Here is a 19,873-nt window from a genome sequence, read left to right as displayed (position 1 = left end):
GACGTTCAGTTCCTTGTCGATGAGAGTTCGCCGGGGCTGCCGGCGGCGGCGCTGCCCGGCCTGCAGGTGAACACCAGGATCACCAGCGTGAGCACATAAGGCACCGTGTTGAAGAGGTGGTAGCCCCAGCCGATGCCGATGGACTGCAGCGCCGGCCCGATGGCGCCCGCGCCGCCGAAGAGCAGCGCCGCGCCCACGCAGCGCAGCGGGCTCCAGCGCGCGAAGATCACCAGCGCGACCGCGATCAGGCCTTGTCCGCTGGAGATACCTTCGTTCCAGCTGCCCGGATAGAAGAGCGTGAGCGACGCGCCACCCAGCCCCGCGATGAAGCCGCCCGCCGTGGTGGCCGCGATGCGCAGCCCCGAGACCGAATAGCCGAGCGCGCGCGTCGCCTGCGCCGAGTCGCCCGCCATGCGCACCAGCAACCCGGCGCGCGTGCGCGCGAAGCCCCACCACAGCAGCACCGCGAGCGCCACGCCGATGGGCACCAGCGCATTGAGCTGCAGGGCCGAGCGCACCACGGTGTTGTCGCTCCAGAAGCCCAGCGGAATAGCCGGGATCTGCGGCGCCTGCGGCTGGATCAGCGGCTTGCCCAGGTAGAACGCGAGCCCCGTGCCCAGCAGCATCAGCGCGATGCCGGTCGCCACGTCATTCACGCGATCGAGCGAGCACAGCAGCCCGTGCAGCAGCGCGAGCGCCGCACCGGCCAGCGCGCCGATCAGCACGCCGAGCCATGCGGAGTCGGTGAGGTAGGCGCCGCCGAAGGCAGCCATGGCCGACAGCACCAGCACGCCTTCGAGGCCGAGGTTGATGCGGCCCGATTTCTCGGTAAGGCACTCGCCCAGGCTCACGAAGAGGAACGGGGCGCCCACGCGCAATGCGCCGCCGACGATGCCGGCGACCAGCGCGATCCACTGGTCGGCCGTCATGTGTAGCTCCTTGCTTCCGGAAGCATGCGGTCGCCGAACTTCTTCCAGTCGACCGTGCGCAGGCCTTCGCTAGCGAGGATCAGCACGAAGGCGATGCCCTGCAGCACCAGCACCGATGCATCGGGCAGGCCCAGCCGGCGCTGCAGCAGGCTGCCCGCCGCGCCGAAGCCGCCGAACAGGATGGCCACCGGCACGATGGCCACCGGGTTGTGCCGCGCGATGAAAGACACCAGGATGCCCGCGTAGCCGTAGCCCGCGATCAGCGATGCGTTCGCATTCGTGTGCACCGCCGCCACCTCGATGGCGCCCGCCAGCCCCGCGCATGCGCCGCCGAGCCCGCAGGCCGAAAGAATGAGCCGCGTGGCCGGCAGGCCCACGAGCTGCGCGGTGCGCGGATTGCCGCCCACCACCCGCACCGAAAAACCCGAGGCCGTGGCGCGCAGCCACCAGCCGAGCCCCAGGCAAGCCACGATGCCGATCACCAGCCCCCAATGCACGTCGGAACCGCCGATGCCGCCGATCAGCAGTCCGTCGCCCAGCGCGTAGGTCGATGGCTTGTTGAGGCTGGCCGGATCGCGCAGCGGCCCCTCGACCAGGTGCTTGAAGATGCCGATGGCGATGTAGGCCAGGAGCAGGCTGCTGATGGTCTCGTTGATGCCACGGTACTGGCGCAGCCAGCCAGCCAGCACGATCCACAACGCGCCGGCAAGCGCACCGGCGATGCAGACAGCCACAGTGCCGACAACGTTGCCCGGCAGCGGCACCGCATGCGCCAGCGCCGCGCAGGCCAGCCCGCCCAGCACCAGCGCCCCCTCTCCGCCGATGACGATCAGCCCCGCGCGCGCGGGCAGCGCCACGCACAGCGCGGTGAGCATCAGCGGCGCCGCGCGCTGCAGCGTGTTCTGCCACGAGAACCAGTCGCCGAACGCGCCCTTGAACAGCGTGGCCCACACCTCCACCGGGTCGATGCCGGCGAAGGCCACCACCAGCCCGAAAAGCAGCAGCGCCGCCGCGATGGCGAACACCGGCAGGGCCAGTTCCTTGAAGAGCGCGGGGCGCAGCATGGCGTTGACGGTGTGACGGTCAAACGCTGCCGACGACGCCTTCGACGAGGTAGTTCATCTTCTCGAGCTCCAGGTCGGTCTGCTTCAGGACCTTGCCCGCCGGCACCACGACCGCACCCTTGTTGTCCTTGATGCCGTCCTTGAAGATGTCGAAGCTGCCCGCGATCATCTTGGCCTTGATCTCGTCGGCCTGTTTCTTCGCGGCGTCCGGCACCATGGGGCCGTAGGCCGACATCTTCACGTAGCCTTCCTTCAGGCCGCCGCGCAGGAAGTTGGGATGCGGCTTGCCGGCCTGCGCGGCCTCGATGGCGGTCTTGTAGGCGGTGAGCCAGTTCCACTCGGCGCCGGTGAGGTACGCATTGGGCGCGAGCTTGGCCTGGCTCGCGTGGTAGCCGCAGACCATCTTGCCGCGCTTGGCCGCCGTCTCGACCACCACCTTGGGGCCGTCCACGTGCATGGTGAACACGTCGCAGCCCTGGTCGGCCAGGCTGTTGGTGGCTTCCGCCTCCTTCACCGCCATCGACCAGTCGCCCGTGAAGATCACGCTGCAGGTGATGTTCGGCTTGACCGAGCGCGCGCCGAGCGTGAAGGCGTTGATGTTGCGCAGCACCTGCGGAATGGGCTTGGCGGCGACGAAGGCGATCTTGTTGCTCTTCGTCATGTGCGCGGCGATCACACCGTTGAGGTACTGGCACTCGTCGATGTAGCCGAAGAAGCTGCCGACGTTCTTGGGGTGCTTGCCCTCGGTCCAGAGGCCGCCGCAGTGCGAGAAGCGCACGTCGGGGTTCTTGGGCGCGACCGCGAGGATGTGCGGATCGAAGTAGCCGAACGAGGTGGGAAAGAGCAGGCCCGCGCCGTCCTGCGAGATCATGCCGGTCATGGTCTTCTGCACGGCCGCCGTCTCGGGCACGTTCTCTTCCTCCACCACCTTCACGCCGGGCAGCTTCTTGATCTCGGCGGCGGCCATCGCGTGCGCCTGGTTGTAGCCGTAGTCGTCGCGCGCGCCGACGTAGATCACGCCGACGGTGAGCGGCTTGGGCTTGGCCTGGGCGGCGGCGAGCGCGCTCCAGCTTCCGAGGCTGCCGGCGGTGCCCAGCGCGGCCAGTGTCTTGAGCGAATCGCGGCGATTGAGGTGGCGGGTCATGGCGTTCTTCTCCGTTACAGGTTGAGGTGCAAAAAATGTGCCCCCGGGCTCAGCCGAGCAGGCTCACGTGGGCGGCGACCACGCGCCAGCCCTCGGCCGTGCGCATCCAGGTCTGGCTCTGGCGGCCGGTCTGGCGACTGCCTTCGCGGCGGAACTCGACGTTCGCGGTCGCGAAGTCGCGGCCGTAGGTGGTGATGACGGTGCGCAGCAGTTCGCGCGGCGGGCTCTGCACGGGCAGCGAGGCGCGGAAGGCGGCAATGTCGGCGTGGCCGTAGTGGTTCTCGGAAAAGCCGTAGCGCAGCGTGTGGGGGCTGTTCCAGAAGAGCTCGTCGAGCGTGGCGCGGTCGTTGCCGACCAGCGCGGCCTCGTAGCGGGCGAACACGGCCTGCACTTCGGCCAGCACCTCGGGGATGTTGATTTCCGGCGTCATCGGCGAACCTCCCGCTGGAAGATGTCCAGGCTGAGCTTCTTGGTCGCGACGAAGCTCTCGGTGCTCAGCGTCTCGACGGTGCGCGGGCGCGCATCGCCATAGCGCAGGATCTCGGCCACTTTCGTGGGCCGCTTGGTCAGCAGCAGTACCTCGTCGGCGAGGTACACGGCCTCCTCGAGGTCGTGCGACACCAGCAGCATGGTGGTGCCGGTCTGCATGAACACTTCCTGCAGCTTCTCGCGGATGAAGAGCGTCATCTCGAAGTCGAGCGCCGAGAAGGGCTCGTCGAGGAACAGCACCTCGGGTTCCGGCGCGAGCGCGCGCATGATCGACGCCGTCTGCTGCTGGCCGCCCGAGAGCTCGTACGGAAAGCGCTTCAGGTCGAACTTCACGTCGAAGGAGGCCACCAGTTCTTCCATGCGCCGGTCGACCTCGGCCTTGCTGCGGCCTTCGAGCTTCAACGGATAGGCGATGTTGTCGATGGTGCGCATCCACGGGAACATCGCCTCGCGGTAGTTCTGGAACACGTAGCCGATCTTGGTGTCCAAGCGCCGCTTGCCGTCGAACAGGATCTCGCCCGAGTCGATGGGAATGAGCCCCGCGATCATGTTGATGAGCGTGGACTTGCCGCAGCCGTTCGGTCCGAACACCGAGACGATCGCGTGCTTGGGAATGTCGAGGTCGAAGTTCTCGTACAGCGGCCAGCCTGCGAAATACTTGGTGAGACCGCGGATGGTGATGTGCGTGCCGGCCGGGCCAGGCCTGAACACGGGCTTGGGCACGTCGGCGTACACCGGGCCGTTGAGGACGATGTCAGTTGAAGCTCGCATGGATGCGCTCCTGTCGGGGTCTTTGCGTGAGCTGCCGCGGAACCGGCTTTGCCGGGCCGCAGGCAGCGCCCCCTCGCAGGGGGTTGGCGGCTACGCGAAGCGAGCAAGCCTGGGGGTGGTCCATCACCTTCCGCTCCAGTGCACGATGCGGCGCTCGGCGATCAGGAAAAGAATGTTGAGCGCATAGCCCAACGCACCCGCCGCAAGAATCGCGGCGTACATGCTCTTCACGTTGAGCACCTGCTGCGCGTCGATGATCCGGTGGCCGAGCCCCGTGTCGGAGCCGATGAACATCTCGGCCACAATGACGATCACCAGCGCCATGGACACTGCCGAACGCAGGCCGACGAAGCTGGGCTGCAGGCTTTCCCACACCAGCACGTCCTTGAAGACCTGCCAGCGCGAGGCGCCCATCACCTTGGCCGCCATCACGCGCTGCTTGCGTGCGTTGATGACGCCGTAGGCGCTGTTGAACACCACGATGAGCAGCGCGCCGAAGGCCGCGATGGCCACCTTGTTGACGTCGCTCACGCCGAAGATCAGCAGGAACAGCGGGATGAGCGCGGATGATGGCGTGGAGCGAAAGAAGTCGATCAGGAACTCCACGCTGCGGTAGGCCTTCTCGTTGCTGCCGAGCAGCACGCCCAGCGGCACGCCGATGGCCGCCGCAATGACGAAGGCCTGTACGGTGCGCCACACGGTCATGGCGAAGTCGGTGAGCAGCGGGCCGCCGGCCAGGCCGGTGATGAGTGCGGCGATGGTGTCGGCGGGTGTGGGCAGCAGGATCGGCTTGATGAAACCCAGCCGCACCACCAGGTCCCACACGATGAACAGCACCACCGGACCGATGAACGGCAGCAGGCGGTCGCGCAGCGGTGGCCTGGGCGTCGATGTGGCGGCGCTGGCCGGCGGGGTCCACGGCGCGGCCGTGGTCGAGCTTGCGTCGGCCATGGTCGTCAGGCCTTGTAGAGCAAGGCGTCCACCGCGACCTTCTTCTCGAAGATGCCTTTTTCGGTGAACAGGTCGTAGAACTTCTGGAAGTATGCGACGTCGCTGAGCTTGAACTCGTTGTAGAGCATGTACGACGCGAGCGGCACTTCGGCCGTGAGCTTGCCTTCGATGGCGGTGTAGCCCTTCATGAACTGGCGCGCCTCATCGGGCTTGCTGCGCACCAGCTCCACGCCACGCGCATAGGCGGTGATGTACTTCTTCGCGACCTCGGGGTTCTTCTTGATGAACTCGGTGGTGAGGCTGGCCGCACCCCCGTGCCACGGCGCCATCGGGTCACCGAGGATGTATTTGGCGACCACGCCGGCCTCGATGACGCGCGTGGTGCCGTTCATGCGGCCCACGGTACCGGTGGGTTCCAGCGTGTAGCAGGCGTCGACCTGGCCCGCGACCAGCGCGGCCACGTGCTGGCCGATGGGCAGCTCGCTCACGACCGCGCCCTTGGCGCCGGCGCGCTCCAGCATGGTCTTGCACAGCGTCACGTTCTGGATGCCCGGGCCCGAGGCGACCTTCTTGCCGGCCAGCTCGGCCATGGTCTTGATGGGGCTATCTTGCGCGACGATGAACTCGTCGAGCACGAACTTCGCGTTGCTCGGGTTGGTGCAGAAGATCTTGAACAGGCCGGGCTGCGCGATCTCGCCGATGGCGAGGTTGGCCGAGCCCGTGCCGTTGGCGCTGCCGTCGCAGCGGCCCGCGAGCATGCCTTCCATCACCTGCTGCGCGCCGGCGAACTTGAGCGGCTCGACGTCGAGGCCGGCCTCCTTGAAGTAGCCCTTGTCGACCGCCGCGAAGAACGGCAGGCCGGCCGCCACGGGCCAGAAGCCGATACGCAGCTTGGGTGCGGCGGCCTGCGCGTGCACGACGGCAGGCGCAGCCAGCACAGCCAGGCCGGAAGCAGCGGCCTGCAGCAACCGCCGACGCGACGTGGAAGATTTTTCTGGGGTGTTCATCGGAACTCCTGATCAGTTGGAATCAGTTGGAATCAGTTGGAACTCGGGTGGCGCGGCTCGCGACATATGCGCGCCAGCCGCCGTAACGGGTCACGTCCTGCGCGCCAACCAGTGCATGGCCCTCGCAGATGAAGCCTTTCACCCAGCTGCCATCGGCCAGCTCGACGCTGCCAAGGCCAAGAGGCGGCGGGATGAGGGCAAGAAAGCTGCCGACCTGCGCCAGGGGCAAGGCCCACACCTCGAGCGCGATGGCGAGAGCGTCTTCATCGCCTTGTGCCACCCGCTGCAGGCCGGGCTTGGGCGGCACGGTGCCCGGTAGCGCATAGAGGCGGTAGGCGGCCGAGGTGGTGGTGGTGCGCAGCAGCGTGGCGCCACGCTCTGTGAGCTGGCCGTTGAGCGGCATGCCCGAAAGATGCGCGCCGACCACAGCGATGGGCAGGGTGCCGGCACCCGGCGCGGCGAGGCCGGGAATGGCGCGCGGCGCGGGCAGCGGCAGGCCGAGGGCGCCTTGCGCGAGCCCCGTGGCGTGGTGGTAGCGCTGGCCCAGGTCGGCCAGCGCAAGGTCGCTGCCGCAGGGGCCGATCAGCGTGATGCCGAACGGCAGGCCGTCCGCGCGCAGGCTGCTGGGCACGGAGAGCGCGGCGTAATCGAGCAGGTTGACGAAGTTGGTGTACGCACCGAGGTTGCGGTTGAGCACCACCGGATCGGCGCGCATCTGCTCGCGGGTGTAGTGCGTGGGCGCGGTGGGCACGAGCAACACGTCGATGCCGCGCCACATCGGCTCGACCTGCTGCGCAATGGCGCGCAGCCGCGTCTGGGCTTCGAACACGTCGGCGGCGGCGTAGCTGCGGCCGCTCGCGAGGATGCCGCGCACGGGCTCGATCACTTCGTCGCCGTGCGCGTCGAAGAACTCGCGCACCGCGGCGTAGCGTTCGGCGACGAGCGCACTTTCATAGAGCAGCGCAGCAGCCTCGGCAAGCGGGGCGTAGGGAATGCTGACGGGCGAGCCGCCCATGGCCAGCAGCCGTGCGGTCGCGTCGTTGAAGGCCTCCTCGGCGGCGGTGTCGCCGAAGAAGCTTAGCCTGTCGGGCACGCCGAAGCGGAAGTGCGCAGGCAGCGGCTCGCGGCGCAAAGGCAGGTCGCGCGAATAGGGGTCGCGCGCGTCGTAGCCGGCGCAAGCGAGCAGCACGTCGACCCCGGTGGCGACGGTGCGCGCAAAGATGGAGACGCAGTCCGCGCTCTGCGCAGCGGGCACCACGCCGAAGGTGCTCAGCAGGCCGCGCGAGGGCTTCAGGCCGACGATGTTGTTGAGCCCGGCCGGCACGCGGCCCGAGCCCGCGGTGTCGGTGCCCAGCGCAAAGTCGACCTCGCCAGCCGCCACCACGTAGGCCGAGCCCGAACTGGACCCGCCCGAGACATAGCGCGCGTCGAAGGCATTGGGCACCTCGCCGTAGGGCGAGCGCGTGCCGTTCAGGCCGCAGGCGAACTGGTCGAGGTTGGTCTTGCCGGCCAGCGATGCACCGGCTTCAAGCAGGCGCTGCACCACGGCCGCGTGGACCGGGGGCAGGCGGTCGAAGGCCGGACAGGCGGCGGTGGTGGGCACGCCGGCCACGTCGATGTTGTCCTTGACCGCGAAGCGCAGCCCGTCGAGCGGCAGGACTGAGCCGGGGGCTTCGCCAGCCCGGGCGTGCGCCATGGGCTGCGCGAACCTGGTGATCCAGGCGGCGGCGGGCGATCCGTTTTCTTCATGCACCATCATCAAGCATCCAAACATGTGTACAAGTTAAGATGCAAGCGGCGTGCCAGCGGCGACGCAGGGTCGCGCGGATCAATTCAGGGAATTGGGCCGTTGCTCCCTCTCCCCTCGGGGAGGGGGTTGGGGCGAGGGCAGTTGCAGGCGAAGAAGCGCGGCCCTCGTATGAAGGCGGCCACCCTCACCCCTGCCCAGGGGAGAGAGGGAGTCAGGCAGGTCAGCTCTTCTTCGCGTCGCGGTAGAGCGTCTCCACCTTCGGCAGGTTCGCCTCCAGCTTCGCGATGCGGTCCGGCCCGCTCGGATGCGTCGAGAGAAAGCTCAGCCCGCCCTGGTTCTTCGACGCCGTGCCCATCTTCTGCCACAGCGACACCGATGCCTTCGGGTCATAGCCCGCACGTGCCGCGAGTTCGAGCCCCACGAGGTCGGCCTCCGACTCGTCGCTGCGGCTGAACTTGAGCGTGAGGAGCTGCGTGCCGGCGCGCGCCGCCAGGTCGCCCATCTGCCCCAGCCCGAGCAGCTGCGCACCGATGGAGAGCGCCGCGCCCGTGCCCGCGCTCTTGGCCATTCGGGCACGCGCATGCTCGCGCAGCGCGTGGGCCATCTCGTGGCCCATGACCATCGCGACCTCGTCGTCCGTGAGCTTGAGCTGTTCGAGGATGCCGGTGAAGAAGGCGATCTTGCCGCCGGGCATGCAGAAGGCGTTGATCTGCTTGCTGCCGATCAGGTTGACCTCCCACTTCCAGTCGCGGGCGCGCGAATTCCAGGGCGTGGCGAAGGGAATGAGGCGCTTCGCGATGGCGCGCAGGCGCTGCAGCTGCGGGTTGCCGTCGCCCGCGAGCGCGTTCTTGGCGCGCGCCTGTTCGAGCAGCTGGCCATACTGCTGCACGCCGGCCGCCTCGATCCTGTCGGCCGGCACGAGGTTGCGCGCCACCGAGGCATTGCCGACATTGACCTGCGCCAGCGCCCTACCGCTGAGGGCGGCGCCGGCGGCCGCCAGCAGGAAGGCCCGCCGGGGATTCCATGCGGAGGCTGTGGAGATGGCGGAAACAGGGCGATCGCATCGTGTGCACATAGGAGCCGGATCATAGGAACAAATGAAGACAAAGGGCCGGGGCGAGGCCCCCCGGCACTCATGGACAATCCGAGGCTCATGTCCGTACCTTCCGCAGAAACCCCCACCGCCTCTTCCCCGCCCTGGCGCGATGCGCTGAAGGTCTACCTGGAGCCCGCCACCCTGCGCATGCTGGCGCTGGGCTTCTCGGCCGGGCTGCCGCTGCTGCTGGTGCTGGGCACCCTGAGTTTTCGCCTGCGCGAAGCGGGCATCGACCGCACCACCATCGGCTACCTGAGCTGGGTCGGGCTGGCCTACGGCTTCAAGTGGGTCTGGGCGCCGCTGGTCGACCGGCTGCCGCTGCCGCCGCTGACCACGCTGCTCGGACGCCGGCGCGGCTGGCTGCTGCTGGCGCAGTGCGTGGTGATCGCCGGCCTGATCGGCATGGCGCTGAACGACCCGCGCCAGGGGCTCACGCCGCTGATCTGGTGCGCGCTGCTGGTGGCCTTCGGCTCGGCCACGCAGGACATCGCGCTCGACGCCTTCCGCATCGAATCGGCCGAGACACGCAAGCAGGCCGCGCTGGCGGCCGCCTACCAGACGGGCTACCGGCTCGCGATGATCTGGGCCGGTGCGGGCGTGCTGTGGGTCGCGGCCTGGGCCGAGATGGCGCCGGCGGCCGCGGTCACGGGTGCGGCGGCGTACCAGAACGGGGCGTGGAAGACGGCGTACCTGGTAATGGCCGCTTCGATGGCGGTGGGAGTGCTGACGGTGCTGCTGTCGCCCGAACCGGTGCCGCGCGTACTGCCCAAGGCAAAGAATGCCGCCGAGTGGCTGCGCAGCGTGCTCATCGAGCCCTTCGCCGACTTCATCCGCCGCTACAGGTGGCAGGCCGCGCTGATCCTCTCGCTGATCGCCATCTACCGCATCAGCGACGTGGTGATGGGCATCATGGCCAACCCTTTTTACGTGGACATGGGCTTCACCAAGGATCAGGTGGCCACGGTCAGCAAGATCTACGGCGTGATCATGACGCTGGTGGGCGCCTTCGTCGGCGGCGTGCTGTCGATGCGCCTGGGCGTGATGCGGGTGCTGATGCTGGGCGCGGTGCTGAGCGCGGCCAGCAACCTGCTGTTCGCCTGGCTGGCCTCGCGCGGGCACGACCTGACGGCGCTGATCGCGGTGGTCTCGGCCGACAACCTGGCCGGCGGCATCGCCTCGGCGGCCTTCATCGCCTACCTGTCGAGCCTCACCAACATCAGCTACTCGGCCACGCAGTACGCCCTGTTCAGCTCGCTGATGCTGCTGCTGCCGAAGTTCATCGCCGGCTATTCGGGCGCCTTCGTCGATGCCTATGGATACAGCACCTTCTTCGTCGCCACCGCGATGCTCGGCCTGCCGGTGCTGGTGCTGGTGGCTTTGGCCTCGCGGCTGACGACGACCACAAGGCCCGCGGACCGTCAATAGGGCCTGGGCCTTATAGGAAACAGCCGACATTGCGCGCACCGCGCAACTGGTAGGCTGCGGGCGCTATACATTCGTTTTCTTTTCCCTTCCTGCGCCACTTCCCGCGCACCCGTCTGCCAGCAAGCCCCTACAAGATCGTGCCGTCCCGAATTTCTCCTCTCCAAATCAGCGCCTACACGGCGACTTCCGCCGTCGGCGTCGGCAAGGAAGTGCTGGCCGACGCGCTTGCGCAGTCGCGCAGCGGGCTGCGCGCCAACGACTTCGGCGATGCGCCGCTGCCCACCTGGATCGGCCGCGTCGATGGACTCGAAGAAGTGCGCCTGCCCGAATCGCTGGCCCACTGGGACTGCCGCAACAACCGGCTCGCCTGGCTGGGCCTGCAGGCCGATGGCTTCCTCGAGGCGGTGGCTGCGGCGCGCGAGAAGTACGGTGCTTCGCGCGTCGCGCTGATCCTGGGCACCTCGACCGCCAGCATCGGCGAAACCGAACTGGCCTACACGCAGCTCGACGAACAGGGCATGTTCCCGCCCAACCAGCGCCGCGCCAGGGTGCACACGCCGCATTCGCTGGCCATGTTCACGCAGCAGCTGCTGGGCATCAGCGGCCCGAGCGAAACCATTTCCACCGCCTGCTCGTCGAGCGCCAAGGTGTTCGCCTCGGCCGAGCGGCTGATCCGGCTGGGCCTGGCCGACGCGGCCGTGGTCGGCGGGGCCGACACGCTGTGCGGCAGCGTGCTGTTCGGCTTCAACTCGCTCGAACTGGTGTCGAGCGAGCCGTGCCGGCCTTTCGACGCCTCCCGCAAGGGCATCAGCCTGGGCGAGGCCGCGGGCTTCGCGCTGGTCGAGCGCGTGCAGGCCGGCGCCGATGCCGCACCGCTGCACCTGCTGGGCTATGGCGAGGCCAGCGATGCGCACCACATGTCGACGCCGCACCCCGAGGGCCTGGGCGCCGAGCGTGCGCTCGACGAAGCGCTGGCGCGCGCCGGCCTGCCACCCGAGGCGATCGACTACATCAACATGCACGGCACCGCGAGCCAGAAGAACGACGAGGTCGAAGGCGCGCTGGTGGCGCGCCGCTTCCCGGCGCGCACGCACGCCAGCTCGACCAAGGGCTTCATGGGCCACACGCTGGGCGCGGCGGGCATCGTCGAGGCTGTCATCAGCCTGCTGGCCATCGAGCGCGGCCTGATGCCGGGCACGGTCAACACCCGCACGCTGGACGAAGGCTTCGGCCCGCAGATCAAGCTCGAACCGGCGCACGGCGAGGTGCGCTATGCACTGTCCAATTCGTTCGGCTTCGGTGGCAACAACTGCTCCCTCGTTTTCGGCAAGGCGGAATCATGAGGCTCGCCCCCAGGCTGCGCGCACTTCGTGTCGCTTCTCCTCCCCCCGACCGGGGGCAACACCAATGGCCCGGCAAAGCCGGTTCCACGGTGTTCCGCGAGAAGGCAATCCAATGACAACCACGACAAGCGTCCCTACCCGCCCGACCCTCTACATCGAAGGCCCCGCCTTCTGGACGCCCACGCTGCCCGGCTGGGACGCCGCGCGCGCCGCCTTCCGCGGCGAAGGCGCGCTGGCCGACCCGCCCGCGAAGCGCCCCTCGCCGCAGGTGCTGGCCCCGGCCGAGCGCCGCCGCGCGCCCGACACCGTGGCGCTGGCGCTCGAAGTGGCGGCCGCCGCCATGGCCGCTTCGGGCCGCAACGCGGCCGACGTGCCCTGCGTGTTCACGTCGGCGCACGGCGACCTGTCGATCAACGACTACATGTGCAGCACGCTCGCGAGCGATCCGAAGATGCTGTCGCCCACCAAGTTCCACAACTCGGTGCACAACGCGGCCGTGGGCTACTGGACCATCGGCACCGGCTGCATGGCGGCCAGCAACGCGATTTCGGCCTACGAGCACAGCTTTGCCTCGGGCCTGCTCGAAGCGGCGGTGCAGTGCGCCTGCGACCAGGAGCCGGTGCTGCTGGTGGGCTGCGACACGCCCACGGTGGGCGCACTGGCTTCGGTCACCGACAGCCGCGGCCTGCTGGCGGTGGCGCTGGTGATCGCCCACGAGCCGACGCAGCGCACCGTGGCGGCGCTCGACTGGTCGCTGGCCGGCGAGGGCGGCACGGCGCCCGCAGCCACGCCACCGAGCTCGGAAGCGGCGAAATCGCTGGCCGAGATCAACCCCATGGCCCAGGCGCTGGCGCTGTTCGAATCGCTGGCGCACCTGGCGCACTCGGGAAACGGCGCGGGCGCGCCGGTTGACCTGCCGCTGTCCTCGTCCCTGTCGCTGCGGCTGCAGTTGCGGCCGCTCGAGCGGGGCTGAGCCCACGCCCTCTGGAGTCGGCGCTATGCTTTTCGCAGCATCGCCGGTTGACAGGGGTGTTCGAGGTTTACCCAACTTTACGGAGCGTTCAAGCCCGCTTGCTCACTTTGGACGACCATGAAGCGCATGAGCACCCCCCAACTCCTGATGATCGAAGACGACGCCCGCCTGGCGCAGATGGTGGGCGAGTACCTGACGCAGTCGGGCTTCGCGTTCAACCATGCCGGCGACGGCGCGAGCGGACTCGAGCAGCTGCAGCAGCACGCTCCCGACCTCGTGATCCTCGACCTGATGCTGCCCGACACCGACGGGCTCGAAGTGTGCCGCCGCATCCGCGCGCTGCCTGCTCCGCTGTCGAAGGTGTCGGTGCTGATGCTGACGGCCAAGGGCGACCCGATGGACCGCATCATCGGCCTGGAGATCGGCGCCGACGACTACCTGCCCAAGCCCTTCGAGCCGCGCGAGCTGCTGGCGCGCATCCGCGCCGTGCTGCGCCGCCGCAGCGAGAACGCCACCGAGGCCGAAGCCTCCACCGTGATGCGCTTCGGCACGCTGGAGATCGATCGCAACGCGCGCACCGTGTCGGTGGCCGGCGCGCTGGCCGACCTCACCTCCTACCAGTTCGACCTGCTGGTGGCGATGGCCGAACGCGCGGGCCGCGTGCTCACGCGCGACCAGATCATGGAAGCCGTGCGCGGCCGCGAACTCGAGGCCTTCGACCGCTCCATCGACGTGCACATGGGCCGCATCCGCGCGGCCATCGAGGTCGACGCGAAGAACCCGAAGCGCATCCTCACGGTGCGCGGCGTGGGCTACGTCTTTGCCAAGCAGCAAGATTGACCCGACCCCGGCCCGATGCTGCGCAACCTCTATTCCCGCCACCTCTACGTCCGCATCTGGCTCGCGGTGGTGGGTGGCGTCGTCATCCTCACGCTGATGGCCAACTGGATCGTGCGCGAAGCGGCGGAGGCCGAGCGCGAGCGCCTGGCGCCGGTGCCGCGCCACGTGGTGGTGCTCGACGCGCAGGACAAGCCCATCGGCGCAGGCACCGCGCTGCGCGTGCCGGGCCAGGGCCTGGAGTTCGACGTGACGCTGAGCGACGGCAAGGCGCTCACGCTGCGCGTGGCGCCGCGCGAACGGCTCCCGGGCTCAGCCGGCTTCGCGCCATGGCGCACGCCGTTCGGGCTGGGATGGATGATCGCGCTGGTGGGGGTAGCGGTGGCACTGGGCGTGTATCCGATCGTGCGGCGCATCACGCAGCGGCTGGAATCGCTGCAGCGCGGCGTGCAGCGATGGGGCGAAGGCGATCTCTCGGTGCGCGTGACCGAAGAAGGGCAGGACGAAGTGACCGATCTCTCCAAACGATTCAACGCGTCGGCCGAACGCATCGAGCAGCTGGTGCGTTCGCACAAGTCGCTGCTGGCCAACGCCTCGCACGAGCTGCGTTCGCCGCTCACACGCATCCGCATGGGCCTGGAGCTGATGGGCGAGCGCCCGAGCCAGTCGGCTCGAGAAGAGATCTCGCGCAACATCGGCGAGCTCGACCAACTCATCGACGAGATCCTGCTGGCCAGCCGCCTCGACGCCAGCGAGGCCGACATGGGCACCATCGAGGCCGTGGACCTGACCGGCCTCGCGGCCGAGGAATGCTCGCAGGTGAACGCCGAACTCGACCTGGCCGCAGGCACCGACAACGCCACGCTGACCGTGCCGGGTGTGTCGCGCCTGCTGCGCCGCGCGATCCGCAACCTGCTGGAGAACGCCCGCCGCTACGGTGCCGGCGAGATCGCCGTGGAGCTGGGCAGCGCCAACGGCTACGCCACCGTGCGCGTCAACGACCGCGGCCCGGGCGTGCCCACGGCCCTGCGCGAACGCATCTTCGAGCCCTTCTACCGGCTGCCCGGCGCCAGCGAGCGCAACGGCGGCGTCGGCCTGGGGCTGGCGCTGGTGAAGTCGATCGCCGAGCGCCATGGCGGCACGGTGCGCTGCGAAGACCGCCCGGGCGGCGGCGCGAGCTTCGTGATCCGCCTGCCGGTGGCCGCGCGCGGGCATTGAGCCCCCGGTCCTGCTGGCGGGACGCCGCGGAAGCGGCTTCGCCGGGCCGCAGGCGTCGCCCCCGGCGAGGGGGAAGGAGAAGCGACACGAAGTGCGCGAAGCCTGGGGGAGTACCAAGCCCGTCCACCTAAAATCCCGCCCCTATGCAGAGATCGCACATCGTTCGGCCCGCGGCCATGTTCTGGGGGCTGGTGGTGTTCATGCCGGTCGGCGTCACCTATCTTTCGGCCATCCTGCTGCTGCTCACCATGCTGGTGGCCGGCGGCCTGGACAAGCGCTATGCGCGGCTGCGCGCCAACCCGCTGTGGTGGCCGGTGATGGCCTACCTGGCCTGGACCTTCATCGTGCTGGCCATCGGGCAGCACTATCCCGAGACCGGCTCCAACCTGTTCCACGGCATCCGCATCGGCCTCACCATGCTCATGGCGATGGCGCTCACGCGCGAAGAGGCCATCTGGGCGCTGCGCGGCTTCCTGCTGGTCGCCGTGCTGAACATCCTGCTGGTCAGCTTCTTCTACGCGGTCGGCGGCTTCAACATCTGGTTGCCGCTGCGCGCGGTGGTGATGGAAGTGGGCAACAAGTCGATCAGCAACGCACTGCTGTTCAGCGTGGTGGCGTCCACGGCCGCCGTGTGGGGCATCGCGCAGATCGCCGCGCACAGGCCGCTGCGCTCCATTCCCGCCTTCGTGCTGATGCTCGGACTGGGCCTGGTGGTGGCGCTGCCGCTGACCTCGCGCACCTCGGTGCTCGCGCTGCTGCTGGTGATTCCGGTGGTCTGCGTCCATCAGTGGCGCAATCACCTGAAGATGCTGGTGGGCGCGCTGGTGCTGGGGGCTGTGGTGCTCGGGGCGGCGCTCTATCAGGTGCCGCAGCTGCAGCACAAGGTCGAGACCGGCGTGCAGGAACTCGAGGAGGCGCAGGCCGGCGCGGTCTTCAAGGGCAGCTGGGTCATCCGCTACTACATGTACCGCGACACCGGCCTCATGATCGCCGATCGACCGTTCACCGGCTGGGGCATCGGTGGCTGGACCGACCAGTGGCACAAGCGCGGCCCGGCGCTGCTCGCCGACTCGAACATGCCGCACAACGACTTCCTGTGGGCCGGCGCGCAAGGCGGGCTGCCTGCCCTGCTGAGCCTGCTCATCATCATGGTCGCCGCCGTCTGGCAGGCATGGAAGCGGCCCGACATCGCGGGCCGCTATGCGCTGGCCGCGACGCTGATCGCGCTGATCGCATCGAGCGTGAATTCGGCCATGCGCGACGCGCAGATCGGCCTGGCGCTGCTGTTCGTCTCGATGGTCTACCTGCGGCTCGCGCAGGAGAAGAACGACCCGGATCCGTGGCGCGGACTGCTGTCCTCGCGCTTGAAGAGCCTGGAAAACCTGGAAAAAGACCCCACCCGCCCGGCTGCCTGAAGAGGCATCGGACGGCCGGGGCCGGATGGCTCGGCGGCCAGCGGCTCAGTGCCGCGACGACACCGTCTCGCCGGCCTTCAGCCGGTACACCGTGCCGCAATACGGGCACTTGGCCTCGCCGGTGCGCGCCACGTCGAGGTAGACCTTCGGGTGGCTGTTCCAGAGCTTCATGTCGGCCTTGGGGCTGGGGCAGAATACGCCGCCTTGATGATTGAGCTCCTTGGCCAGGAGTTCGACGACTGCATTGGTGGACATGGGTTTTCTCAGACTTTCGTGAGCCAGTGGGCGTACTTGGGATTCTTGCCGTTCACGATGTCGAAGAAGGCAGACTGGATTTTCTCGGTGATCGGGCCACGGGCGCCGCCGTCGCCGCGGTTGCCGATCTCGACGCGGTCGAGTTCGCGGATGGGCGTCACTTCAGCGGCGGTGCCGGTGAAGAAGGCTTCGTCGGCAATGTAGACCTCGTCGCGCGTGATGCGCTTCTGCACCAGCTCCAGGCCCAGGTCCTTGCACACGTGCAGGATGGTGTTGCGCGTGATGCCGTTGAGCGCGCCGGCCGACAGGTCGGGCGTGTAGACCACGCCGCCCTTGACCACGAAGATGTTCTCGCCCGCGCCTTCGGAGACGAAGCCGCTCGCGTCGAGCAGCAGTGCCTCGTCGTAGCCGTCGTCCAGCGCTTCCATGTTGGCGAGGATCGAGTTGGTGTAGTTGCTCACCGTCTTGGCCTGCGTCATCGTGATGTTGACGTGGTGGCGGGTGTAGCTCGAAGTCTTCACGCGGATGCCGCGCTTCATGCCTTCTTCGCCGAGGTAGGCACCCCACGACCAGGCCGCGACCATGGCGTGGACGCGATTGCCCTTGGGGCTCACGCCGAGCTTCTCGGAGCCGATCCAGATCAGCGGGCGCAGGTAGCAGCTTTCGAGCTTGTTCTCGCGCACCACCTGTTTCTGGGCCTCGTTCAGCTGTTCTTGCGTGAACGGGATCTTCATGCGCAGGATCTTGGCGCTGTTGAACAGGCGCTCGGTGTGCTCGGCCAGGCGGAAGATCGCGGCGCCCTCGGGCGTCTTGTAGGCGCGCACGCCCTCGAAGGCGCCGCAGCCGTAGTGCAGCGTGTGGCTCAGCACGTGGATCTTGGCGTCGCGCCAGTCCACGAGTTCGCCGTCCATCCAGATCTTGCCGTCACGGTCGTCCAGCGAGGGGGGGATCGAGCTCATTTCCTGATTCCTTTGGAAGCGGTGTTGGGAGCGAGGTGGGAAGTCGCAAAAGCTTTCGATTTTACGGCGGCGGGATTGGCGGGGTGCCCGACAATGCCCGGTTGTGCAAACCAGTGGAAAAGGGTTTCCGTGTCCGTATTCAAGAACGTCATCGTCTATCGCATCGAACCTGCCTGGTCCCAGACACTGACCGAGGCAGAAGAAGGGCTCGGCAAGCAGCGCTTCGTGCCTTGTGGCCCCTCGCAGGAAAAGTCCGCCGGCTGGGTCGAGCCCCGCGGCGAAGCCAATGGCCCGCTGGTCGAGTCCATCGACGGCCAGTGGTTGGTCGAATACATGATCGAGAGCAAGCAGGTCCCCGGCTCGGTGGTGCGCCGCAAGCTCGACGAACGCTGCGCTCAGATCGAAGCCACCACCGGCCGCAAGCCCGGCAAGAAGGAAAAGAAGGAACTCAAGGAAGACATCACCCTGGAGCTGCTGCCGATGGCCTTCACCCGCAGTGCGCGCGTGACGGTGTGGATCGACAAGGCCGAGAACCGCCTCGTGATCAACAGCGGCAACGCATCGCGCGCCGACGAAGTGGTCACCAGCCTCGTGAAGTCGCTCGACGGTTTCGCGGTGGCCCTCATCAACACGCAGATCGAGCCCGCCGCCGCCATGGCCAACTGGCTGCTGACGCAGGAGCCGCCAGCCGGCTTCACCATCGACCGCGAGTGCGAGCTCAAGGCCTCGGACGACTCCAAGGCCGTGGTGCGCTACGCCAAGCATCCACTGGACATCGAGGAAGTGCAGAAGCACATCACGGACGGCAAGCGCCCGACGCGCCTGGCGCTCACCTGGGACGACCGCGTGTCGTTCGAGCTGACGCATGGCCTGCTGATCCGCAAGATCACCTTCCTCGAAGGCACGGGCGACGGCGCCGCGGGCGGCAAGAAGGAAGACAACTTCGACGCCGACGTGGCCATTGCCACGGGCGAACTGGGCCAGCTGGTGCCGGCGCTGCTCGATGCGCTCGGCGGCGAGGCGGCATTCTCGGCGGCCGTGCCGGACGAAGCGGCGAAGCCCGCCGCCGCAGCAGCAGCCGCTCCCACAATGACGACCCCGGCCGACGCGCCCGAGGAAGAAGACGCGCCGTTCTGACGCGTCTTCCAACAGGCGTGGCTCAGGCCGCCGGCGGGTCTTCTTCCGGGGTTTCGGGCCGCGTCATCGTCCAGCTCTGCAGCTTGCCGCCATTGAACACGGCGTCTACGTACGAGCCGCCGCCGTCGGTCCAGCGGTAGTGCTCGGGCTGCTCGTCCTTGGGCGAGCGCAGCTCGCCGAGGGCGCGCGTCATCGCGATCACGTGCATCAGCGTGACCCCAGGCTTGAGCTTGGCATTGAGCATCACGGCACTTGCCACATAGCCCACCGGCCGCTCGGCGGCTCGCTTGAGCACCTGCATCGCGCGGTTGAAGTGCAACAGCAGGAACATCACGATCGCGCCACCGGCCAGGGCCACGCCGCCCCATCCGCCGCTGCGCCACGCCAGCCCGAGGAGAAGGACGGCACCGACGGGCACCAGAAATTTCTTGAAATTCATGGCGCGCATTGTCGCCGCCCGCAGTAGCGACCATGGCTACCGCCGGGCGCGCCGGACGGTACTCCCCCCGAAAAGCGCACGGCACGCGAGCGCCACGCGGCACATTTCGCCGCACGGGCATCAGCCCGGGCCACTGAAAAGCGTATGACCATTCCGCGTTCCGTCACTTTCGTTCGTCTCACCCTCGTCGCCGCGCTCGCGGGCATCGCCCTCAGCGGCTGCTACGTGGTCCCGCTCGGACAACCCGCTCCCGCAGCACCGCCCTCGCAGGCGTACGCCGTGGCACCGGGCCCGGTCGCACAGACCTTCAACGCGCGGCTGTACCCGTCGAACGCCGAAGCCGCGCGCTACGGCGCCGTCGCCGGCACGGTCACGAACGACATGAACGGCCGCGGCCACTTCAACGCACAGATCGGCGGCGAACAGTTTCAGGGAGAGGCAACCCGGGTCGCAGGCTCGCGAGGCACCGGCGTGGCGAATGCCACCGGCAGCCGCGGCGGCAACCTGAGTTGCCAGTACACGATGAACTCGGCCACGTTGGGCAGCGGCCAATGCGTGCTCAACAGCGGACCGGCGTTCACGATGCACATCGGGGGATAGGGAGGGTGGGGCGCGGCCCCCCCCACCGCCGGCGGCGGTTATGCCAGGCGAAGACGACCGAACGCAAATAA

20 protein-coding genes are annotated in these 19,873 nt (G+C 68.3%); 8 read left to right on the top strand and 12 right to left on the bottom strand.

What is annotated here, in order from left to right:
* Positions 1-5 precede the first annotated feature (5 nt).
* The 9 genes from ACCD11_RS02875 to ACCD11_RS02835 all read right to left on the bottom strand — a co-directional run bounded on the left by ACCD11_RS02875 (position 6) and on the right by ACCD11_RS02835 (position 9,180).
* Positions 6-929, bottom strand: coding sequence for an ABC transporter permease (locus ACCD11_RS02875; protein ID WP_413312254.1), 924 nt, complete (start codon positions 927-929; stop codon positions 6-8).
* Positions 926-1,993 (bottom strand): ABC transporter permease, encoded by a 1,068-nt coding sequence (locus tag ACCD11_RS02870; protein WP_413312253.1) that lies wholly within the window; start codon positions 1,991-1,993, stop codon positions 926-928. Before ACCD11_RS02870 ends, ACCD11_RS02875 begins: the two co-directional genes overlap by 4 nt.
* 19 nt (positions 1,994-2,012) lie before the next feature.
* Positions 2,013-3,137: a BMP family ABC transporter substrate-binding protein gene (locus ACCD11_RS02865; RefSeq protein ID WP_413312251.1), complete on the bottom strand. Its 1,125-nt coding sequence runs from the start codon at positions 3,135-3,137 to the stop codon at positions 2,013-2,015.
* A 49-nt stretch (positions 3,138-3,186) separates the two neighbouring features.
* Entirely contained in the window at positions 3,187-3,567 is a 381-nt protein-coding gene (gene hpxZ, locus ACCD11_RS02860) for an oxalurate catabolism protein HpxZ (protein WP_413312249.1), read from the bottom strand.
* A complete protein-coding gene (locus ACCD11_RS02855; RefSeq protein WP_413312247.1) occupies positions 3,564-4,397 on the bottom strand; it encodes an ABC transporter ATP-binding protein in 834 nt (277 codons plus the stop codon). Before ACCD11_RS02855 ends, hpxZ begins: the two co-directional genes overlap by 4 nt.
* A 123-nt stretch (positions 4,398-4,520) precedes the next feature.
* A complete protein-coding gene (locus tag ACCD11_RS02850) occupies positions 4,521-5,348 on the bottom strand; it encodes an ABC transporter permease (protein ID WP_413312245.1) in 828 nt (275 codons plus the stop codon).
* 5 nt (positions 5,349-5,353) lie between these two features.
* The gene (locus ACCD11_RS02845; protein WP_413312243.1) at positions 5,354-6,355 is read right to left on the bottom strand and encodes an ABC transporter substrate-binding protein; all 1,002 of its coding nucleotides are present in this window, start codon (positions 6,353-6,355) and stop codon (positions 5,354-5,356) included.
* A gap of 22 nt (positions 6,356-6,377) precedes the next feature.
* A complete protein-coding gene (gene atzF / locus ACCD11_RS02840; RefSeq protein WP_413312241.1) occupies positions 6,378-8,129 on the bottom strand; it encodes an allophanate hydrolase in 1,752 nt (583 codons plus the stop codon).
* Between the two features lie 196 nt (positions 8,130-8,325).
* Positions 8,326-9,180, bottom strand: coding sequence for a M48 family metallopeptidase (locus ACCD11_RS02835; protein WP_413312239.1), 855 nt, complete (start codon positions 9,178-9,180; stop codon positions 8,326-8,328).
* Positions 9,181-9,240: 60 nt separating this feature from the next.
* On the opposite strand from ACCD11_RS02835, the gene ACCD11_RS02830 reads away from it, so the two are divergent.
* From ACCD11_RS02830 to ACCD11_RS02805, 6 genes are all read left to right on the top strand, one after another.
* Positions 9,241-10,626, top strand: a complete 1,386-nt coding sequence (locus tag ACCD11_RS02830) for an AmpG family muropeptide MFS transporter (RefSeq protein WP_413312237.1) — start codon at positions 9,241-9,243, stop codon at positions 10,624-10,626.
* A 137-nt stretch (positions 10,627-10,763) separates the two neighbouring features.
* On the top strand, positions 10,764-11,969 hold the full coding sequence (locus ACCD11_RS02825; protein WP_007838018.1) for a beta-ketoacyl-[acyl-carrier-protein] synthase family protein: 1,206 nt from the start codon (positions 10,764-10,766) through the stop codon (positions 11,967-11,969).
* Positions 11,970-12,081: 112 nt separating this feature from the next.
* The gene (locus tag ACCD11_RS02820) at positions 12,082-12,942 is read left to right on the top strand and encodes a beta-ketoacyl synthase chain length factor (RefSeq protein ID WP_413312234.1); all 861 of its coding nucleotides are present in this window, start codon (positions 12,082-12,084) and stop codon (positions 12,940-12,942) included.
* 117 nt (positions 12,943-13,059) lie between these two features.
* Complete coding sequence (locus ACCD11_RS02815) at positions 13,060-13,782, top strand: response regulator transcription factor (RefSeq protein WP_007838761.1); 723 nt, start codon at positions 13,060-13,062, stop codon at positions 13,780-13,782.
* A gap of 15 nt (positions 13,783-13,797) precedes the next feature.
* Entirely contained in the window at positions 13,798-14,997 is a 1,200-nt protein-coding gene (locus ACCD11_RS02810; protein ID WP_413312232.1) for an ATP-binding protein, read from the top strand.
* A gap of 143 nt (positions 14,998-15,140) precedes the next feature.
* Positions 15,141-16,412: an O-antigen ligase family protein gene (locus ACCD11_RS02805; protein ID WP_413312230.1), complete on the top strand. Its 1,272-nt coding sequence runs from the start codon at positions 15,141-15,143 to the stop codon at positions 16,410-16,412.
* A 45-nt stretch (positions 16,413-16,457) separates the two neighbouring features.
* On the opposite strand, the gene ACCD11_RS02800 is transcribed toward ACCD11_RS02805, so the two are convergent.
* Together ACCD11_RS02800 and ACCD11_RS02795 are read right to left on the bottom strand one after the other, a co-directional pair.
* Positions 16,458-16,667, bottom strand: coding sequence for a zinc-finger domain-containing protein (locus tag ACCD11_RS02800; RefSeq protein WP_007836801.1), 210 nt, complete (start codon positions 16,665-16,667; stop codon positions 16,458-16,460).
* A gap of 8 nt (positions 16,668-16,675) precedes the next feature.
* Positions 16,676-17,626 carry a branched-chain amino acid transaminase gene (locus ACCD11_RS02795; RefSeq protein ID WP_413312228.1) on the bottom strand — a complete coding sequence of 317 codons (951 nt, stop codon included), beginning with the start codon at positions 17,624-17,626 and terminating at the stop codon, positions 16,676-16,678.
* Positions 17,627-17,755: 129 nt separating this feature from the next.
* On the opposite strand from ACCD11_RS02795, the gene ACCD11_RS02790 reads away from it, so the two are divergent.
* Positions 17,756-18,763 carry a recombination-associated protein RdgC gene (locus ACCD11_RS02790; RefSeq protein ID WP_413312227.1) on the top strand — a complete coding sequence of 336 codons (1,008 nt, stop codon included), beginning with the start codon at positions 17,756-17,758 and terminating at the stop codon, positions 18,761-18,763.
* Positions 18,764-18,785: 22 nt separating this feature from the next.
* Here ACCD11_RS02790 and ACCD11_RS02785 read toward each other — a convergent pair whose 3' ends face one another.
* Complete coding sequence (locus tag ACCD11_RS02785; RefSeq protein ID WP_007836797.1) at positions 18,786-19,211, bottom strand: hypothetical protein; 426 nt, start codon at positions 19,209-19,211, stop codon at positions 18,786-18,788.
* A gap of 135 nt (positions 19,212-19,346) precedes the next feature.
* On the opposite strand from ACCD11_RS02785, the gene ACCD11_RS02780 reads away from it, so the two are divergent.
* Positions 19,347-19,802 (top strand): hypothetical protein, encoded by a 456-nt coding sequence (locus tag ACCD11_RS02780; RefSeq protein WP_007836795.1) that lies wholly within the window; start codon positions 19,347-19,349, stop codon positions 19,800-19,802.
* The last annotated feature ends 71 nt before the right edge of the window (positions 19,803-19,873 follow it).

The organism is Variovorax sp. Varisp36, assembly GCF_047304235.1.
Taxonomy (GTDB): domain Bacteria; phylum Pseudomonadota; class Gammaproteobacteria; order Burkholderiales; family Burkholderiaceae_C; genus Variovorax.
Note: the sequence above shows the minus strand (reverse complement) of the source record. Positions and strands in the feature narration are given on the sequence as shown.

What these genes read in the sequence shown, in the direction of transcription:
- ACCD11_RS02875 (WP_413312254.1), bottom strand. Translation starts at nt 929, where the DNA reads ATGACGGCCGACCAGTGGATCGCGCTGGTCGCCGGCATCGTCGGCGGC.
- ACCD11_RS02870 (WP_413312253.1), bottom strand. Translation starts at nt 1,993, where the DNA reads ATGCTGCGCCCCGCGCTCTTCAAGGAACTGGCCCTGCCGGTGTTCGCC.
- ACCD11_RS02865 (WP_413312251.1), bottom strand. Translation starts at nt 3,137, where the DNA reads ATGACCCGCCACCTCAATCGCCGCGATTCGCTCAAGACACTGGCCGCG.
- hpxZ (WP_413312249.1), bottom strand. Translation starts at nt 3,567, where the DNA reads ATGACGCCGGAAATCAACATCCCCGAGGTGCTGGCCGAAGTGCAGGCC.
- ACCD11_RS02855 (WP_413312247.1), bottom strand. Translation starts at nt 4,397, where the DNA reads ATGCGAGCTTCAACTGACATCGTCCTCAACGGCCCGGTGTACGCCGAC.
- ACCD11_RS02850 (WP_413312245.1), bottom strand. Translation starts at nt 5,348, where the DNA reads ATGGCCGACGCAAGCTCGACCACGGCCGCGCCGTGGACCCCGCCGGCC.
- ACCD11_RS02845 (WP_413312243.1), bottom strand. Translation starts at nt 6,355, where the DNA reads ATGAACACCCCAGAAAAATCTTCCACGTCGCGTCGGCGGTTGCTGCAG.
- atzF (WP_413312241.1), bottom strand. Translation starts at nt 8,129, where the DNA reads ATGTTTGGATGCTTGATGATGGTGCATGAAGAAAACGGATCGCCCGCC.
- ACCD11_RS02835 (WP_413312239.1), bottom strand. Translation starts at nt 9,180, where the DNA reads ATGTGCACACGATGCGATCGCCCTGTTTCCGCCATCTCCACAGCCTCC.
- ACCD11_RS02830 (WP_413312237.1), top strand. Translation starts at nt 9,241, where the DNA reads ATGGACAATCCGAGGCTCATGTCCGTACCTTCCGCAGAAACCCCCACC.
- ACCD11_RS02820 (WP_413312234.1), top strand. Translation starts at nt 12,082, where the DNA reads ATGACAACCACGACAAGCGTCCCTACCCGCCCGACCCTCTACATCGAA.
- ACCD11_RS02815 (WP_007838761.1), top strand. Translation starts at nt 13,060, where the DNA reads ATGAAGCGCATGAGCACCCCCCAACTCCTGATGATCGAAGACGACGCC.
- ACCD11_RS02810 (WP_413312232.1), top strand. Translation starts at nt 13,798, where the DNA reads ATGCTGCGCAACCTCTATTCCCGCCACCTCTACGTCCGCATCTGGCTC.
- ACCD11_RS02805 (WP_413312230.1), top strand. Translation starts at nt 15,141, where the DNA reads ATGCAGAGATCGCACATCGTTCGGCCCGCGGCCATGTTCTGGGGGCTG.
- ACCD11_RS02800 (WP_007836801.1), bottom strand. Translation starts at nt 16,667, where the DNA reads ATGTCCACCAATGCAGTCGTCGAACTCCTGGCCAAGGAGCTCAATCAT.
- ACCD11_RS02795 (WP_413312228.1), bottom strand. Translation starts at nt 17,626, where the DNA reads ATGAGCTCGATCCCCCCCTCGCTGGACGACCGTGACGGCAAGATCTGG.
- ACCD11_RS02785 (WP_007836797.1), bottom strand. Translation starts at nt 19,211, where the DNA reads ATGCGCGCCATGAATTTCAAGAAATTTCTGGTGCCCGTCGGTGCCGTC.
- ACCD11_RS02780 (WP_007836795.1), top strand. Translation starts at nt 19,347, where the DNA reads ATGACCATTCCGCGTTCCGTCACTTTCGTTCGTCTCACCCTCGTCGCC.